14 protein-coding genes, 1 pseudogene and 1 riboswitch are annotated in these 17,425 nt (G+C 36.5%); of the genes and pseudogenes, 7 read left to right on the top strand and 8 right to left on the bottom strand.

Translation table 11 applies throughout. The annotated features are described in order from the left end of the window. Window positions 1–25 precede the first annotated feature (25 nt). Complete coding sequence (gene ispA, locus FE813_RS06460) at window positions 26–916, bottom strand: (2E,6E)-farnesyl diphosphate synthase (protein ID WP_139989929.1); 891 nt, start codon at window positions 914–916, stop codon at window positions 26–28. After that, complete coding sequence (gene xseB, locus FE813_RS06455; protein ID WP_005628882.1) at window positions 916–1,155, bottom strand: exodeoxyribonuclease VII small subunit; 240 nt, start codon at window positions 1,153–1,155, stop codon at window positions 916–918. The genes ispA and xseB overlap by 1 nt, the downstream gene beginning before the upstream one ends. 157 nt (window positions 1,156–1,312) lie before the next feature. Here xseB and thiI point away from each other — a divergent pair, with 157 nt between their 5' ends. The 5 genes from thiI to moaE all read left to right on the top strand — a co-directional run bounded on the left by thiI (window position 1,313) and on the right by moaE (window position 5,293). Beyond that, window positions 1,313–2,764, top strand: coding sequence for a tRNA uracil 4-sulfurtransferase ThiI (gene thiI, locus FE813_RS06450; protein ID WP_139989928.1), 1,452 nt, complete (start codon window positions 1,313–1,315; stop codon window positions 2,762–2,764). Window positions 2,765–2,927: 163 nt separating this feature from the next. Continuing rightward, window positions 2,928–3,069: riboswitch (molybdenum cofactor riboswitch) on the top strand. Continuing rightward, window positions 3,058–4,071, top strand: coding sequence for a GTP 3',8-cyclase MoaA (gene moaA, locus FE813_RS06445; RefSeq protein WP_139989927.1), 1,014 nt, complete (start codon window positions 3,058–3,060; stop codon window positions 4,069–4,071). It overlaps the preceding riboswitch by 12 nt. 30 nt (window positions 4,072–4,101) lie before the next feature. Next, a complete protein-coding gene (gene moaC, locus FE813_RS06440; protein WP_111407402.1) occupies window positions 4,102–4,584 on the top strand; it encodes a cyclic pyranopterin monophosphate synthase MoaC in 483 nt (160 codons plus the stop codon). A 9-nt stretch (window positions 4,585–4,593) separates the two neighbouring features. After that, window positions 4,594–4,839 carry a molybdopterin synthase sulfur carrier subunit gene (moaD, locus tag FE813_RS06435; RefSeq protein ID WP_048953209.1) on the top strand — a complete coding sequence of 82 codons (246 nt, stop codon included), beginning with the start codon at window positions 4,594–4,596 and terminating at the stop codon, window positions 4,837–4,839. 1 nt (window position 4,840) lies between these two features. Next, window positions 4,841–5,293 (top strand): molybdopterin synthase catalytic subunit MoaE, encoded by a 453-nt coding sequence (gene moaE / locus FE813_RS06430; protein WP_139989926.1) that lies wholly within the window; start codon window positions 4,841–4,843, stop codon window positions 5,291–5,293. 42 nt (window positions 5,294–5,335) lie between these two features. Here the strand turns inward: moaE and trpA are convergent, their stop codons facing one another. From trpA to FE813_RS06410, 4 genes are all read right to left on the bottom strand, one after another. Then, entirely contained in the window at window positions 5,336–6,142 is an 807-nt protein-coding gene (gene trpA, locus FE813_RS06425; protein ID WP_139989925.1) for a tryptophan synthase subunit alpha, read from the bottom strand. Further along, entirely contained in the window at window positions 6,142–7,338 is a 1,197-nt protein-coding gene (gene trpB, locus FE813_RS06420) for a tryptophan synthase subunit beta (RefSeq protein WP_139989924.1), read from the bottom strand. Before trpB ends, trpA begins: the two co-directional genes overlap by 1 nt. 17 nt (window positions 7,339–7,355) lie before the next feature. Further along, entirely contained in the window at window positions 7,356–8,114 is a 759-nt protein-coding gene (locus tag FE813_RS06415; protein WP_139989923.1) for an SDR family oxidoreductase, read from the bottom strand. Between the two features lie 175 nt (window positions 8,115–8,289). Beyond that, window positions 8,290–8,874: an FMN-dependent NADH-azoreductase gene (locus FE813_RS06410; RefSeq protein WP_139989922.1), complete on the bottom strand. Its 585-nt coding sequence runs from the start codon at window positions 8,872–8,874 to the stop codon at window positions 8,290–8,292. 285 nt (window positions 8,875–9,159) lie between these two features. On the opposite strand from FE813_RS06410, the pseudogene FE813_RS06405 reads away from it, so the two are divergent. Beyond that, window positions 9,160–9,756 (top strand): annotated as a pseudogene (locus tag FE813_RS06405) (TGS domain-containing protein); the annotation flags it as partial. A gap of 73 nt (window positions 9,757–9,829) precedes the next feature. Here FE813_RS06405 and FE813_RS06400 read toward each other — a convergent pair. Beyond that, on the bottom strand, window positions 9,830–12,610 hold the full coding sequence (locus FE813_RS06400; protein ID WP_139989921.1) for a M16 family metallopeptidase: 2,781 nt from the start codon (window positions 12,608–12,610) through the stop codon (window positions 9,830–9,832). A 104-nt stretch (window positions 12,611–12,714) separates the two neighbouring features. After that, window positions 12,715–15,036 carry a TonB-dependent receptor plug domain-containing protein gene (locus FE813_RS06395; RefSeq protein ID WP_235898356.1) on the bottom strand — a complete coding sequence of 774 codons (2,322 nt, stop codon included), beginning with the start codon at window positions 15,034–15,036 and terminating at the stop codon, window positions 12,715–12,717. Between the two features lie 450 nt (window positions 15,037–15,486). Between FE813_RS06395 and thrS the strand changes: the two genes are divergently transcribed. Continuing rightward, entirely contained in the window at window positions 15,487–17,418 is a 1,932-nt protein-coding gene (thrS, locus tag FE813_RS06390; RefSeq protein ID WP_139989919.1) for a threonine--tRNA ligase, read from the top strand. Window positions 17,419–17,425: the final 7 nt, after the last annotated feature.

Genomic DNA, 17,425 nt, shown 5'->3' with positions numbered 1-17,425 from the left:
TTTGTCAGCATTGATGCGGTTGGTATTAACTTTTTCTAGTAATAATGAATTCAGCTAATGCACGAAGTGCGGTCGTATCAAAAGGAATTTTTTCTAATTCAGACAAAGCACTTTGATATAGATCTTGCGCTTTTTGTTTTGCGCCGCTTAACCCAAGTAATTTGGGATATGTACTTTTATCTAAATCAAGATCGGCTCCAACTTGTTTGCCAATTTCTGCGCTATCACCCTCAATATCTAAAATATCATCTTGAACTTGAAAGGCTAAGCCAATGGCTTCCGCATATTGTGTTAAGGATTGTTCTAACCTTTTGTCGGCAAAATACGGAGAACAAATAAAACCTAATTTTAATGCAGCAATCAGCAATGCGCCCGTTTTGTTACGATGGATTAATTCTAATTCGCTTAAACTAATTTGTTTATGCTCAGAAATAAGATCTAAACTTTGCCCTAAGCACATCCCTTGTACGCCAGAGCCTTGCGCTAAAATTTGCACTAAAGCCAGTTTTTGTTCAGAAGAAATATTTGGCGTTTTAGTTAACATTTCAAAAGCAAAACTTTGCAGTGCATCGCCCGCAAGAATAGCCGTAGCTTCATCAAATTGGATATGACAAGTTGGATGCCCACGACGTAGATTGTCATCATCCATTGCAGGTAAATCATCGTGAATTAAGGAATAGGCATGAATGGCTTCAATAGCAGCGGCAGCGTAATCTAAGGTTTGTTTCTCTGCCCCAAGCATTTGACCTGTTGCGTAAACTAAAAAAGGTCTAACCCGTTTACCACCAAGTAATAATGCGTATTTCATCGCGTCAAGCAAAGGTGCATTATAACTTTCAATACCCTCAAATTGGGCTTCTAAAAAGCGATTGATACGAGTTTGAACCTGCTGTAATTCTTCAGAAAAGTTACCCATTAAGCATTCCCTTCATAATCATTCAGTGGGGCATCTTCAGTTTTTTGCAATAAGATCTGAATACGTTGTTCTGCTTGTTGTAAACGTTCTTGTCCTAACTTAGCGAGTTGCACACCTTGTTCAAATTCTTTTAACGCTTCTTCTAACGGTAGATCGCCATTTTCTAAATGTGTAACAATATTTTCTAACTGCGCTAACGTTGTTTCAAAATCTTGTGAAGATGCGGGTTTACGCGCCATGGAATTATCCTTTTTCACGGTAAAATTGCTTGCCATTGTACTGTATTTTACTTGAGTTGTTAAAAAATTATTTCAAGCTAGGACCAGTGGACTTTTCACTATCTTTGCGTAAAATACTCGCCACTTTAAATACCCAAGAAATACCTAAGCTATTTATATGAAATTTATCGTTAAACTTTTTCCTGAAATTATGATTAAGAGCGAAACTGTTCGTAAACGTTTCGCCAAAATTTTAACCTCTAATATCCGCAATATTTTACAGAAATATGACGAAGAAACCGCGGTTGTACGTCACTGGGATTACATTGAAGTGCGGTCAAAAAATGAAGAAAATCGTGAAGAATTAATCGCCTTGTTACAACGTATTCCTGGTATTCATCATTTTTTAGAAGTTGAAGAAAAACCGTTTACCGATTTACATCATATTTTTGAATTGACGCTTGCTGACGTCGCTCAACAACTTCAAGGCAAAACCTTTTGCGTTAGAGTAAAACGTAAGGGAAAACATAAATTTAGTTCGATTGAAGCAGAACGTTATATCGGAGGTGGATTAAATCAACATATTGAAAGCGCAAAAGTGCGGTTGAAAAATCCAGATGTTACAGTTCGTATTGATATTGAAGATGACAAAATGATGTTAGTTAAAGTACGTCACGCAGGGATTGGCGGTTATCCGATTGGGACGCAAGAGGATGTGCTTTCTTTGATTTCGGGGGGATTTGATTCAGGCGTATCGAGTTACATGTTGATTCGTCGTGGTTCCCGAGTTCATTATTGTTTCTTTAATCTTGGCGGCGCAGCTCATGAAATCGGCGTTAAACAAATGGCTTATCATATTTGGCAACGCTATAGCGCTTCACATAAAGTACGCTTTATTGCGATTAACTTTGAGGGGATTGTCGGTGAGATTTTAGAGAAAGTCGATAACGGCCAAATGGGCGTTGTATTAAAACGGATGATGGTGCGAGCCGCAAGTAAAGTCGCTCAACGTTTTAATATTGAAGCGATTGTGACAGGGGAGGCATTAGGGCAAGTTTCTAGCCAAACTTTAACCAATTTACGCTTGATTGATGAAGCTGCTGATGCCTTAGTATTACGCCCGTTAATTACGCACGATAAAGAACAAATTATCGCGATGGCGAAAGAAATTGGTACTGACGATATTGCAAAATCTATGCCAGAATTTTGTGGGGTTATTTCAAAAAATCCTACGATTAAAGCTGTTCGTGAAAAGATTCTAGAAGAAGAAGGGCATTTTAATTTTGAGATTCTAGAAAGTGCGGTACAAAATGCGAAATATTTAGATATTCGCCAGATCGCAGAAGAAACAGAAAAAGAAGTCGTAGAAGTCGAGGTAATTTCTGTATTAGGTGAAAATGAAGTGATTTTGGATATTCGTAGCCCAGAAGAAACGGATGAAAATCCATTTGAATCGGATACACATGAAGTCATTCAAATGCCGTTCTACAAACTTTCTTCTCAATTTGGTAGCCTTGATCAAAGTAAAAATTACGTGTTGTATTGTGAACGTGGTGTGATGAGCAAATTACAAGCCTTATATTTGAAAGAAAATGGTTTTTCAAATGTGCAAGTTTTCTCAAAAAAATAATGTTTAAATTTACTATATATTAGTAAGCGTATATGTTGTTTTAAAATACCATTATGTATTTTTTTATATAATTAATTTTTAAGAATTTATATAAATTTTGTTTTTCATCAAAATTAGTAATTGTGTTAGCGAAGTGAAATCTTTTAAAATCACGAGCAATAAATTTTACGCATAACTCCGAGCTTGTTGACCTACGTTTATATTCAAAATAGGGTCGCAATGCCAATAACGATGTTTGTTATTCAGGGATACGCTGGAAACGGTTTATCCTCTCCATATTAGAAAGGTGTCACATGCAATCAATTCCCATTAAAAACGTAGGGAACGTGGGATTAGTCGATGCGTTCCAGCGTGCCTATTATTATTTACGACTGTCAATAACTGATCAGTGTAACTTTCGTTGTAACTATTGTTTACCCGATGGTTATCAGCCTGAAGCAAACAAACCAAGTTTTCTTACCTTAAGTGAAATTGTTCGTGTCGCAGAAGCATTTGCTGCTATGGGGACAGAAAAGATTCGTTTAACTGGTGGAGAACCCACTTTACGTAAAGATTTTATTACGATTGCTGAAAATATAGCGAATGTAAGTGGCATTCGTCAGTTAGCTTTAACTACAAATGGCTATCGTATGGCAAAAGATGTAGATGCTTGGCAACGTGCGGGCATTACTTCCATTAATGTTAGTGTTGATAGCCTTGATCCTAAAATGTTTCATCAAATTACAGGAATTAATAAATTTGATGAGGTGATGAGAGGAATTGAGCGAGCCTTTGAGATTGGTTATAAAAAAGTTAAAGTCAATTCAGTATTGATGAAAAATTTAAATGATCATGAATTCAATCAATTTTTAGCTTGGGTAAAGAATCGACCAATCCAAATGCGCTTTATTGAGCTAATGCAAACGGGAGAAATGGATACTTTCTTTCATCATCACCATCTTTCAGGTGAAATTTTAGTCAAGAAATTATTAGAGCAAGGTTGGCTATTACAACAAAAAGCTATAACAGATGGTCCTGCAAAGGTATTTAAACATCCTGATTATATGGGTGAGATAGGATTGATCATGCCATATGAAAAGAATTTCTGTGCAAGTTGTAATCGTCTTCGTGTTTCAGCAAAAGGAAAATTACATCTTTGTTTATTTGGTGAAGAGGGGATTGAACTTCGCGATCTTTTACGTTCAGATGATCAGCAATCAATTTTACAGGCTCGGATTTTTTCTGCGCTTCAAGGTAAGCGTGAACACCATTACTTACACCAAGGCGACACTGGCATTCGTCAGCATTTAGCATCTATCGGTGGATAAATTTCTTAAAATTAACCTCACTTTTAAATTATGAAAACATTTACGCATATCAATAGCCAAGGTGAAGCCAATATGGTGGATGTTTCTGGCAAAATAGAAACCGTACGCGAAGCACGTGCAGAAGCTTTGGTGACAATGGCGCCTGAAACTTTAACTATGATTCTTAGTGGGCAGCATCATAAAGGTGATGTTTTTGCAACTGCGCGTATTGCAGGTATTCAAGCCGCTAAACGAACATGGGAATTAATTCCGCTTTGTCATCCTTTGCTACTTTCTAAAGTAGAGGTCAGTCTTGAACCTTTAGTGGAAAAACACCAAGTACGAATTGAGTCTTTATGTAAACTTTCGGGAAAAACTGGCGTAGAAATGGAAGCATTAACAGCGGTAAGTGTTGCTGCTTTAACTATTTATGACATGTGTAAGGCTGTTCAAAAAGATATGGTTATTGAATATGTACGTTTATTGGAAAAAAGTGGTGGAAAATCAGGTCACTTTGTTGCCCAATATAAATAGGGAAATAACATGCTAAAAGTATTATTTTTTGCTCAAACACGAGAATTAATTGGTGTAGATGAACTTTCTATTGAGGCAGAATTTACAACAGCTGATAAATTACGTGAACACTTAGCGCAAAAAGGTGATAAATGGGCATTAGCTTTAGAAAAAGAAAAACTGCTAGTTGCGATAAATCAAACCTTAATGCCTCTTGAAAGTGCGGTAAAATCAGGTGATGAAATTGCATTTTTTCCACCAGTAACAGGGGGATAAGATGAGTAATGTTCATATTTCAGTACAGGAAGCTGAGTTTGATCAAAATGCAGTTTATCATTGGCTTTCTGAATCTCACTCTGTTGGTGCAACAGTAATTTTTGTTGGAAAAGTTCGTGATCTTAATTTAGGTGATGATGTTTCGAGTCTATACTTAGAACATTATCCTGCAATGACCGAAAAAGCACTACAAGAAATTATTTCTGAAGCTCAATCCCGTTGGAATATCCAACGAGTTAGTGTGATTCATCGAGTAGGATTATTGCATACGGGAGATGAAATTGTATTAGTAGGAATAAGCTCTGCTCACCGTGGCGATGCCTATCATGCAAATGAATTTATTATGGATTATCTAAAATCTAAAGCACCTTTTTGGAAAAAAGAACAAACCAACAAAGGGGATCGCTGGATAGAGGCGAGAGATTCAGATAAAGAAGCATTAAAGAAATGGTAATAAAAAAGCGGTGGATTTCACCGCTTTTTGGTATTTTATAAGTTATTTTGTTGCTACTTTCATCGCTTGAACAAATTCAGCTAATTCAGCTAAACATTGCTCGTGATTATCCAGATTCAGCTCAATGATTTTCACCGTTGCCGAACCTGAAATTGCACCGGCTGCCCCCAAAGATAACGCTTCTTTAACTTGCTCTGGTTGAGCAATGCCGAAGCCTTGTAAAATTGGCGGAGCATTATGTGCCTTAAGCTGCTCTACAAGGGTATCTAAATTCGCTGCGTGGGCTTGATTTTCAGCACTTGTTACGCCTGCGCGTGAGACTAAATAAGTATATCCTTCGCTATTTTGTGCTACACCTTGGATCGTTTTCTCATCCGCATTTGGCGGGCAAATAAATACCGGTTGAATGCCGTGTTTTTTAGCTGCTTGTACATAATCTTCTTTTGCGAGTAATGGAATATCTGCTACAAGTACAGCATCAACACCGACTTCTGCACAACGTTGATAAAAAGTATCTAGTCCTTTGGCAAAAATTAAATTGGCACAAAGTAATAAGCTAATTGGAATCTCTGGATATTTTGACCGCACTTTTTCTAATAACTTAAAGCTATCTTCAGTACTATGGTCTGCAGTTAAAGCTCGATTATTCGCAGCTTGAATAACGGGGCCATCGAGTAGCGGATCGGAAAAAGGAAAACCAAGCTCTAAAGCATCTGCACCGTTGTCCACAAGCGTACAAATAATGTCAAAAGAGCGGTCAAAAGTAGGGTCACATAAGGTGACGAAAGGAACAAACGCCCCTTCATTTTTTGCTTTAAGAGCAGCAAATTGAGTTTCAAAACGGCTCATTATTTCATTCCTTTTTCTGTTAAAATTTTATCTACGGTGAAAATATCTTTATCGCCACGGCCAGATAGATTCACGACTAAAATTTGTTCTTTGTTAGGTTCTTGATGAATCATTTTTAAGGCTTGAGCAAGAGCATGTGAGCTTTCTAATGCAGGAATAATGCCTTCATGTTTAGCTAACTCTTGGAAAGCATTCAATGCTTCATCATCGGTAATACTTGGATATTCTGCACGTCCAATGCTTTGTAAATAAGCATGTTGAGGTCCAACAGAAGGGAAGTCTAACCCAGCTGAAACAGAGTAGGATTCCTCTACTTGACCATCTTCCGTTTGCATTAAAGGGGATTTCATCCCGAAATAAATGCCCACCTTTGCATGACCTAATGGCGCGCCATGTTCACCGCTTTCAATGCCTTTACCCGCAGGTTCAACGCCAATCAAACGCACATTTGGTTCATCAATAAAATCAGTAAACATACCAATTGCGTTAGAACCACCGCCAACAGCAGCAATCACTGCATCAGGTAAGCGACCTTCTCGTTCGAGAATTTGACGTTTCGTCTCAATCCCAATCATTTTTTGAAATTCTCTTACAATCGTTGGGAATGGGTGAGGGCCTGCCGCCGTTCCAAGTAAATAATGGGTGGTTTCATAGTTTGCTGACCAATCACGCATAGCTTCACAACAAGCGTCTTTTAAAGAGCAAGAGCCTTTTTGTACAGGAATCACTTCCGCACCCATTAAACGCATACGAAATACATTCGGCGATTGACGCTCAACATCTTTTGCGCCCATATAAACACGGCATGGCATATCTAACATGGCACAAGCAAGAGCAGTAGCAACACCATGCTGACCCGCACCTGTTTCCGCAATAATACGCGTTTTACCCATTCGTTTAGCTAATAAAATTTGTCCTAATACTTGGTTAGTTTTATGAGCGCCACCGTGTAATAAATCTTCACGTTTAAGATAGATTTTTGCTTTAGTGCCTTTTGTTAGGTTGCGACAAAGAGTAAGTGCGGTCGGTCTGCCTGCATAATTTTTAAGTAAATCTTGAAATTCACGTTGGAATTCAGGATCGTCTTTCGCTTCTACAAATGCTCTCTCAAGCTGTTTAAGCACTGGCACGAGTATTTCTGGTACATACATACCACCAAACTCGCCAAAATAGGGATTTAAAAGAGTCTCTGACATTGTGTTTCCTTATTGTTTTAATTTGAATTTCTTGCCACATTAAGCGGTGCAAAAGTTTGAGCAGTTGGCATCACTTCAATGCGATTAATATTAACATGTTCTGGTTGTTGATTGAGCCATAAAACCATATTTGCAATATCTTGTGGTGTAACATATTGCACATTTTCATAAACTTTTTCTGCTCGTTCATCATCACCCTTAAAGCGCACATTAGAAAATTCTGTTCCACCACAAAGGCCCGGCTCTAAGTTTGTTACACGAATATTTTTACCCGCGAGATCGGCTCTTAGATTTAAACTAAATTGCTTAACAAAAGCTTTCGTACCACCATATACATTACCACCCGGGTAAGCATAATTGCCTGCTATTGAACCAATATTTATAATATGACCTGTATTTCTTTCGACCATTTGAGGCAAAACGAATCGAGTAATATTCACCAATCCTTTAATATTGGTATCAATCATTTGTTCCCAATCATCAAGATTCGCTTTATCGGCAGATTCTAAACCAAGAGCCAATCCTGCGTTATTAACGAGTAAATCAATATTTTTCCATTGTGTAGGTAAAGATTTGATTGCTTCTTGAGTGGCTAGTCGATCAGATATATCGAAAGTAAGAGGAAGAAATTTTTCACCCAATTCAGCTTTTAGTGAAGTTAAACGTTCGGTACGACGGCCAGTACCAATTACAAAATATCCAGCTTGAATAAGCGTTCTACAGATTGCAGTACCAAATCCTGCAGTAGCACCAGTAATAAGGGCAATTTTAGACATCATTTTCTCCTTTCTTATGTAGAATATTTTTATACTACTACACTAGTACAAAAAAATATATAAATTTATGAAGAAAATGTAGGAATTTTATTTTCTATAAAAAAACTACACTAGAAGTATTTGAATCTATCTAGTGTAGTCATTTTATAAGTTTCAGATGAAATAAAATGAAGGCTTAAAGAGCGGTAATAATTTCATTAATTTTTGCTTTTGCTGATACTTGTGCTTTTTCAATGGCTTCAGCGCCTAATCCGATGCCTTTTGCATAGACAAATTTTACATCGGTGATACCAATAAAGCCCAAAATAGCTTTCATATACTGGGTCACCAAATTTTCTTCATCATACAACCCACCAAATGCACATAACACAATCGCTTTTTTACCTTTTAATAACCCTTCAGGGCCGTTTGCCGTATATTGGAAAGTAACACGTGGACGTGCGATAAAATCAAAATAAGTCTTTAATTGTGTTGGAATGCCAAGATTATACATTGGCGCACCAATAACCAAAGTATCTGCATTTTTTAATTCGGAGACTAATTCATCGGAAAGTGCAAGAAGTTGTTTTTCTTCATTATTTTTAGGTTCACCGCGTACAGCTGTTGCTGCTGTGGCATCAAAATATGGAAGTGGTTGTTGGGCTAGATCGCGTACGACAATGTGATTACCTTGTAATTTTTCGATAACATAATAAGCCAATTGATTGGTCTGGGCGTTATTTCCTGAAATGCTAGATTTTAATACTAATACGTTGCTCATTTTTATTCCTTAACTGGGTATTTAAAAAGTGCGGTTATTCTAGCCTTTATTTTTAGGATATAAAGCCCCTAGCTAGAAAAACATTATTTCCTTTCTGTAAAATATGTGCATTTATTTAACAATACGTCAAGAAAGTGATAGAACTTGCCACGCATTTTTTGCCTAATTTCGCTCGTTCAATGGTAGGAATGAAGCCAAGTAGGGAAAAAGTGCGGTTAATTTTTATAGAATTTTAAACGAACACGTCACCTTTCGTATGGGTGACCACTGTATAAGGAAAAAACAATGCCAATTATTACTTTACTTAATGGTTCCCAACGTCAATTCGATCATCCTGTTTCTGTTCTTGAAGTCGCACAAGATATTGGTGCGGGTCTTGCTAAAGCTACTATCGCAGTCCGTGTAAATGGTGAGCGTCGTGATGCATGCGATGTTATCGACCAAGATGCAACGCTTGAAATCATTACCGCTAAAGATGAAGATGGTTTAGAAATTATTCGCCACTCATGTGCACACTTGTTTGGTCACGCTATTAAACAATTATTCCCAGATGTAAAAATGGCAATCGGTCCAACTATTGAAAATGGTTTCTACTATGACATTGATTTAGACCGCTCTTTAACGCAAGAAGATTTAGATGCCATCGAAAAACGTATGTTGGAATTGGCAAAAACCAATTATGACGTCGTGAAAAAACGTGTTACTTGGCAAGAAGCGTGTGATACCTTTGAAAAACGTGGCGAGCCATACAAAATGGCAATTTTAGATGAAAACATTGAACGTACTGCAACGCCTGCGTTATATCATCATTTAGAATATATTGATATATGCCGTGGCCCACACGTGCCAAATATGCGTTTCTGTCAGCATTTCAAATTACAAAATTAACGGTGATTGTTTAATCGATCACCGTTATTTTTATCTGTTTCAGATCTATTGAGATTTCATTTATTTTCTAATCAGTAGTTGCTTTTAATACGCTGACAAATCTGCCTGATTTTTTTAGGGCTTTTTGCGCCAACGCGTCTATTGCAGATTTTGTCGCTAACTGATCTAAATGTTGATAGGTGTAAATAGTATTTGGATTATCTTGTTGCCAGTAACTTTCTTCAATAATCGAAGCAACTGAAACTAAAGAATCAAATTCGCGTCGAATCTGAGTATGTTGTTCTGCTAGTTTTTTACGTAATAAATTTTCATCAATGCCATTTTTTACAATATCATCTAGCACCTGATTTGTAATATGCGTAAGTTCTTCTACTCGCTTAGGATCGCAACTAAATTCAATTTTTCCCTCAATTTGTGGTGTATGAACATCTTGCATAAACCAACTATTTACAGAATAAACACCTGAAACTTTTTCACGTAGAATTAAGCGTAATTTTTCTTGCACAATATCCGCAAGAATATTGAATAAATATTTTTGTTCCGCTCGCCAAGTATTATCTGCGGTAAGGTATATTTCTACATCAGCTCTCGGTTCTTTCAAGCCATTCATAATAAATGATTGAGTTGGTGTATGAATAATAGTTGGGATAAAGTGACGTATCTGAGTTTTTGATTCAACAGAAGCTAAATAACGTTCTGCCAATTTCTTTACTTGATTAAGTTCAATATCACCAATAATAAAATAGGTAAAATCTGTTTTATCTAAAATATAACGTTGATAAGTGTTACTTAATTGGTTTTTATCAAATGCTAATTGCTGTGCTTGTTTTTGAGTATAGACAGTTTCAATATTTGGAAAGCGTAGTTTTGAAACGGCTTTCATAAATTGTGTTTCTAAATCAATCTGTTTGAAATAATCACGGGTTTCACGTCGATATTTTTCTAAGGCAAGATCAGATATAGGAGAAGAACGTAATTTTAAGCGAAACAATGTCAGTAAATTTTCCAAATCTTTAGGTTTAGATACACCAGTAAAACCTTGTTTATCATCATCAATCACAGTTGCAATTACCAATGGATCGCGCGAAAAAATTTGATTAACCGCAGAAAGAGAAAGTTCTCCAACACCTGTTTCATCAACTACACTAACGGCAGCACGTAATAAGTGATAGTCCTTATCTGGGATAGAACGTAAACCACCTTGAGTAACAGCACGAAAATGTACTTGATTTGGAGTTTTGTCACTATAGTGGTAGATCAATTTACTTCCATTACTTAACCGAAATTCATAAATATCGCCGCGATCCCAGTATTTTTCTTGAGAAAGTGAGCCTGTGTTAAATATTAAGTGCGGTAATTTTTCGAGTTGTTTTTCTTCATCCCATTGATGTTGTTGCATTTTCATTGCATTGTTCCAACGAGTTTCTATTTCTGCTATATCAAAAGGCAAGGCTTTTTGTGGCAAGGGTTGAGTGATTAATAATAATTTTGCTTTTAATGCTAAGGTTTGATTTAACGTGCGTTGTAAATCAGCTAATGTAATTTGGGATAAAAAACGTTTATTGAGTTCATAACGATCATTTACGCTCAATACTACTTGTTTATTTGCCACAGAAGTAATGAGATCATCGGCAATTTTTAAACTACCAGAACGAATATTTAATTGTTTTTCATTGAGTTGAGTTAAGCGCTTAATCTCGCCGTTTAATTCATTTTGAGTAAAACCTTGTTGTTTTATACTGGCAATAAAGGCAAATAATTTATCTATCGTTTTTGAATATTGTGTATCTATAAGCTGGAGAGAAAAAATGCTTTGTAGCGTTTCTTTACCTAAATGAGTACGATAAAAATTCGCAGAATCTACGCCATTTTCTGTTTCCTTTTCCCATTGCTGTAAACGTAAGTTAAGTAATCGAGTGGTAATTTGATGAATTAATTCTTGTTTATAACTCGCTAATGTATTGGTTTCAATTGTATTTTCAAAAAAACTTAATTCAATACTCGGAATTGTTGTGCCTTGTTCAGAAATAGAATCTAGTCGCCATTTGTTGATAAGAGGAATATTAAAATCAATTTTTTCCAATGTTGTTTTAGTAATTGGATTTTCTTGGGATAGGCTTTGTTTTAATAATTTTACTACTTGTTTTGTATCAATATCGCCTACAATAATTACTGACATATTATCTGGTCGATACCATTTGTGGTAAAAATCAGCTACGCGTTTAGCTGAAATTGTTTTAATAATATCCATATCTCCAATAGGATCACGCAACACATAACGAGAACCAGCCATTTCAATAGCACTTTTCTTATTGCCAATACGTAGCATTGGGCTTAAACGTCTCCGCCATTCTTCTTGTACTACGCCACGTTCGCCGTCCACATCTTTAGGCAAAAAAGTAATATTATTCATCCATTCATTGATGACATCAAAAGCCAACTCTAATTTTTGCTGATTGTTGCTATCTAAATTTAAAGTATAGACTGTATTTTCAAAATCGGTGAAAGCATTAATATCTCGTGCAAACTTCATTCCAAGTTTTTCTAACGCATTAATAATTTGATTTTCCGGATATTTCTTTGAGCCATTAAATGCCATATGCTCAACTAAATGAGCAATGCCTTTTTGATCGTCATCTTCATGCATTGACCCAGCATTGATCACTAATCGAATATAAACGCGTTCTTTGGGTTCAGTATTTTTTAATACAAAGTATTGCAGACCATTTGATAGTTTACCGTGCTGAATATTTGGATCAAAAGGTAAATCACTATTGGGTGATAGATTCAGTGATTGACAAGCAATTAACGAAAAGATAAGCAAAAAAAGTGCGGTTATTTTTTTCATTATTTTCACCTGATAAAAAAAGAAAACTCTACGCTAAGTAAAACGAGTGTAGAGTAGGGCTGGTGGATGTTTCAAAGCCCACAAGCCCTATACATTGAAGAATATTAGAATTGATAGCCAACTTCTAGCCAAAATTCACGCCCAGGCGTATAAACACCGTATTCATCGCTAGTGGAAAGAGTAGTGACTTTATTTTTACGTGTTTTATTGAGTACATTTAAAATATCTACTTGCAAATAGACACTATGTTTACCTAGAATGGTCGGCTGCCAACGAATGCTACTATCCCATTGTGTATGTCTGCCATAGTGATAGCTACGGAAGCGTGAAATGCCATTATCATTGCTCTCAAGTTCCTCATAGCTACGAATTGGGGCTTTCATATACACTTTATTAGACCAAGTGATATTGTAATCTGGCATCTCCATATCAATACCTAAACGAGCAATCCAATCTTCTGTACTGCTATTAACTTGTTGTAGCATTTGACTACGAGTCATTAATTTTCCGTCTAAATAGACGGGTTCATTTGGATCAAATTCATTACTTACATCTGCTCGTTTTGTATTTAGCCAATCAAAACCGAGTGATGTTGTCCAATAAGTTTTACCCAATTTCCAGGGTTCAATATTGTTAAGTTGAAAAGTATAAACATCAACACCAAAGTTATGACCATTAATATAAAAACTTTTTGTCGATTCTTTCTTCAACATAATACGATTCTTATTATCACGATGAATATAACCAAGTTTGAGTGCTAAATTACCTATATTCTGATCAAAGCTTAAGCTTAATTCATCTGCATAAGGCGTTTTAAGGGATGAAAAGTTCTGATGCTGACGTGTTGAATCATCGTTAATCTTTAAGATTCTATTGGCTAATTTTAAAGAAGCAAAAGAACGACCGTAATAACGATTTAAACCCAATGTAAATCCTGTATCATCCCAAGGGTGATAACGTGCAACAAAGCGCGGGGCAATATTATTGTTTTTTAAATAATCATCACGTTCAATACGAATACCAGGACGTAATTCAAATTTATTCCATTTTATTAGATCTTCAGCATAAGCCACAATATTCTGATAGGTAGTTTTAACCCGACCTTTTGATGTTGTGCTATCCGACAGGATCATTTCTGTTGGATTACTTCCATTTGCATCTAAAATCACTTGAACCACTTTTGAATGAACATCTTGTGGACGATAGAATTGATATTCTGTTGCCTGATAAATGCTTCCGATAGAAATGGAATGCTCGGTAGAACCTAAATGAAAAGGTTCCATTGCATATTCAGTAGAAAAATGTAAATTATCTTGAATTAATTGACTGTTGCCATATCCGCCTTTTTCATAGTCGTATGAAAGACCATTATCTAGTACAACACTTACAGAAGAAACATCTGCTGAAACTGATTTACGCTTATCCTTAAAACGATCATATGCTAAGGTATTTGTCCAAACGCCAGAGTCAAATGAATGTACCCAAGCAAGCGTTGCTCCTAGAGCTTGATGATAATCGCTTACGTTGTTATCTATATTTTCCTTGAAATATTTCAATTCTTTATAATTTGAATAACGTAAACCGAGTTCAATACGCTCTTTTTCTTGCGGTGTCCAATTGAAATTTAATAAAAGATTATCGGAAAGTCGTTGATGATTTTGCTTATCTAGTTGTGCTTCTGTGGTTGCTGTTTTGTAACCAATCAAACGATTTTGTTCAATAGACGATGTTCTACGACTATAGCCTAAAACCATCCCCATATTGTCACCTAGACTTTTTTCGGCTACAACACTGAATGTTTGTTTATCATATTTAGGTTGTAATTCTGCCACTCCGACATCATCTGGACGTACCAACTTCAGTATTTTTTGCGCTGCGCTATCTGCTTTCATTTTTGCCCAAGATGAACGCGTAGTGCGATATTTAAGTTTTATGCTATCAGTGCCACTATATTGCTTCGTTTTAGCGATAACGGCACCACCCATAAAGCCCCCCAAGCTAGCAGAAATATTACTATCTTGTACTTCCACTTTAGAAAGCATAGTAGCATCAAAAAAATAAGCTTGAGTGTGACTAATTCCTGGAACAACTTGCATAGAACCGTCAAAAATACTGTTATCAATAGCAAGATCATTATTTATACTGACATTATCAACAAAATAGGCGGTTTGATTTGGATCGGCACCGTTAATTGAAATATTTTCAGGTTTGATTTCACCACGTTGAAAACCATTTTGATCGCTATTTTCATAACGAATATGGGGGTTAGAACGAAGGTAATCAGTGATATTACCGTTTGATGTGGGCGTTTTACTTATCTCGGCAGAAGAGAGCGTTTTAATGGAAGAAAGCGATTTATTGTTGTCACCATACACAACAATTTCGGGCAATATATTTTTGTTGGTTGTTTCAACAGTTTGCCCCATAATAAATGGGCTAACAAATGTTGAGCAGAATAACAACATTAACGGTTTCTTTTGATGCATAGTATACTCCCTTACTAAATAAAATATAAATAATAACGATTATCATTATATTTTTATGTATTATTAAATGCAAGATGTACTTCAAAATAGGTGCTAGTGAAAGAGAAAGCATAAAAAAACCGCACTTTTAAAAGTGCGGTTATTCTAGCCTTTATTTTTAGGATATAAAGCCCCTAGCCAGAAAAACATTATTTCCTTTCTGTAAAATATGTGCATTTATTTAACAATACCTTAAGAAAGTGATAGAATTCGCCACGCATTTTTTGCCTAATTCCGCTCGTTCAATGGTAGGAATGAAGCCAAGTAGGGCAAAAATGCGGTTAATTTTTATAGAATTTTAAACGAACACGTCACCTTTCGTATGGGTGACCACTGTATAAGGAAAAAACAATGCCAATTATTACTTTACCTGACGGTTCCCAACGTCAATTCGATCATCCTGTTTCTGTTCTTGAAGTCGCACAAGATATTGGTGCGGGTCTTGCTAAAGCCACTATCGCAGGCCGTGTAAATGGTGAGCGCCGTGATGCATGCGATATGATTGAGCAAGATGCAACGCTTGAAATCATTACCGCTAAAGATGAAGATGGTTTAGAAATTATTCGCCACTCATGTGCCCACTTGTTTGGTCATGCCATTAAACAATTATTCCCAGATGTAAAAATGGCAATCGGTCCAACTATTGAAAACGGTTTCTACTATGACATTGATTTAGACCGCTCTTTAACGCAAGAAGATTTAGATGCCATCGAAAAACGTATGTTGGAATTGGCAAAAACCAATTATGACGTCGTGAAAAAACGTGTTACTTGGCAAGAAGCGCGTGATACCTTTGAAAAACGCGGCGAGCCATACAAAATGGCAATTTTAGATGAAAACATTGAACGTACTGCAACGCCTGCGTTATATCATCACTTAGAATATATTGATATGTGCCGTGGCCCACACGTGCCAAATATGCGTTTCTGTCAGCATTTTAAATTACAAAAAGTTGCTGGTGCGTACTGGCGTGGTGACAGTAAAAACAAAATGTTACAACGTATCTATGGTACGGCTTGGGCGGATAAAAAACAACTTGCTGAATACTTAACACGCTTAGAAGAAGCGGCAAAACGTGACCACCGTAAAATTGGTAAAGCATTAGATTTATATCATATGCAAGAAGAAGCACCTGGTATGGTGTTCTGGCACAATGATGGTTGGACAATTTTCCGTGAGCTTGAAACGTTTGTGCGTACTAAATTAAAACAATACGATTATCAAGAAGTAAAAGGTCCTTTTATGATGGATCGCGTGTTGTGGGAAAAAACTGGTCACTGGCAAAATTACGCAGATTTAATGTTTACCACTCAATCTGAAAACCGTGAATATGCAATTAAACCGATGAACTGTCCAGGACACGTTCAAATTTTTAATCAAGGTTTAAAATCTTACCGTGATTTACCAATCCGTATGGCGGAATTTGGTTCTTGTCATCGTAATGAACCATCAGGTTCTTTACACGGTTTAATGCGTGTTCGTGGCTTTACTCAAGATGATGCACATATTTTCTGTACTGAAGATCAAATTGAGAGCGAAGTAACTAGCTGTATCAAAATGGTGTACGACATTTATAGCACCTTTGGTTTCACTAATATCGCAGTAAAACTTTCTACTCGCCCTGAAAATCGTATCGGTTCAGATGAAATGTGGGATCGTGCGGAAGCAGGTCTTGCAGCTGCATTGGCGCACAACGGTCTTGAATATGAAATTCAAGAGGGTGAAGGCGCATTCTATGGTCCGAAAATTGAATTTGCATTACGTGATAGCATTGGCCGTGAATGGCAATGTGGTACCGTGCAATTAGACTTCGCATTACCAGGTCGTTTAGATGCAACTTATGTGGCAGAAGACAATAGTCGTAAAACCCCTGTAATGATTCACCGTGCAATTTTAGGTTCTATTGAGCGCTTTATTGGTATCATTACCGAAGAATATGCAGGTTTCTTCCCTGTATGGTTAGCACCAACCCAAGCGGTTGTGATGAATATCACTGATAGCCAAGCCGACTATGTACAGAAAGTAGCAAAACAACTTTCCGATGTAGGTTTACGCGTGAAAACTGATTTACGTAACGAAAAAGTGGGTTTCAAAATCCGTGAACATACTTTACGTCGCGTGCCTTATATGCTTGTTTGCGGTGATAAAGAAATCGCTGAAGGTAAAGTGGCTGTACGTACCCGTAAAGGTGCTGATTTAGGTACATTTACTGTGGAAGAATTTGCGGAAATCTTGAAAAATCAAGTAAGAAACCGTGAATTAAAATTACTTAATGAAGAATAAAAACTTT

The organism is Haemophilus seminalis, from assembly GCF_006384255.1.
GTDB classification, from domain to species: domain Bacteria; phylum Pseudomonadota; class Gammaproteobacteria; order Enterobacterales; family Pasteurellaceae; genus Haemophilus; species Haemophilus seminalis.
The sequence above is the reverse complement of the archived record's forward strand: the minus strand, read 5'-3'. Positions and strand labels throughout refer to the sequence as shown.

Coding starts and splice junctions, on each gene's coding strand:
- ispA (WP_139989929.1), bottom strand. CDS start 916: ATGGGTAACTTTTCTGAAGAATTACAGCAGGTTCAAACTCGTATCAAT.
- xseB (WP_005628882.1), bottom strand. CDS start 1,155: ATGGCGCGTAAACCCGCATCTTCACAAGATTTTGAAACAACGTTAGCG.
- thiI (WP_139989928.1), top strand. CDS start 1,313: ATGAAATTTATCGTTAAACTTTTTCCTGAAATTATGATTAAGAGCGAA.
- moaA (WP_139989927.1), top strand. CDS start 3,058: ATGCAATCAATTCCCATTAAAAACGTAGGGAACGTGGGATTAGTCGAT.
- moaC (WP_111407402.1), top strand. CDS start 4,102: ATGAAAACATTTACGCATATCAATAGCCAAGGTGAAGCCAATATGGTG.
- moaD (WP_048953209.1), top strand. CDS start 4,594: ATGCTAAAAGTATTATTTTTTGCTCAAACACGAGAATTAATTGGTGTA.
- moaE (WP_139989926.1), top strand. CDS start 4,841: ATGAGTAATGTTCATATTTCAGTACAGGAAGCTGAGTTTGATCAAAAT.
- trpA (WP_139989925.1), bottom strand. CDS start 6,142: ATGAGCCGTTTTGAAACTCAATTTGCTGCTCTTAAAGCAAAAAATGAA.
- trpB (WP_139989924.1), bottom strand. CDS start 7,338: ATGTCAGAGACTCTTTTAAATCCCTATTTTGGCGAGTTTGGTGGTATG.
- FE813_RS06415 (WP_139989923.1), bottom strand. CDS start 8,114: ATGTCTAAAATTGCCCTTATTACTGGTGCTACTGCAGGATTTGGTACT.
- FE813_RS06410 (WP_139989922.1), bottom strand. CDS start 8,874: ATGAGCAACGTATTAGTATTAAAATCTAGCATTTCAGGAAATAACGCC.
- FE813_RS06400 (WP_139989921.1), bottom strand. CDS start 12,610: ATGAAAAAAATAACCGCACTTTTTTTGCTTATCTTTTCGTTAATTGCT.
- FE813_RS06395 (WP_235898356.1), bottom strand. CDS start 15,036: ATGGGGCAAACTGTTGAAACAACCAACAAAAATATATTGCCCGAAATT.
- thrS (WP_139989919.1), top strand. CDS start 15,487: ATGCCAATTATTACTTTACCTGACGGTTCCCAACGTCAATTCGATCAT.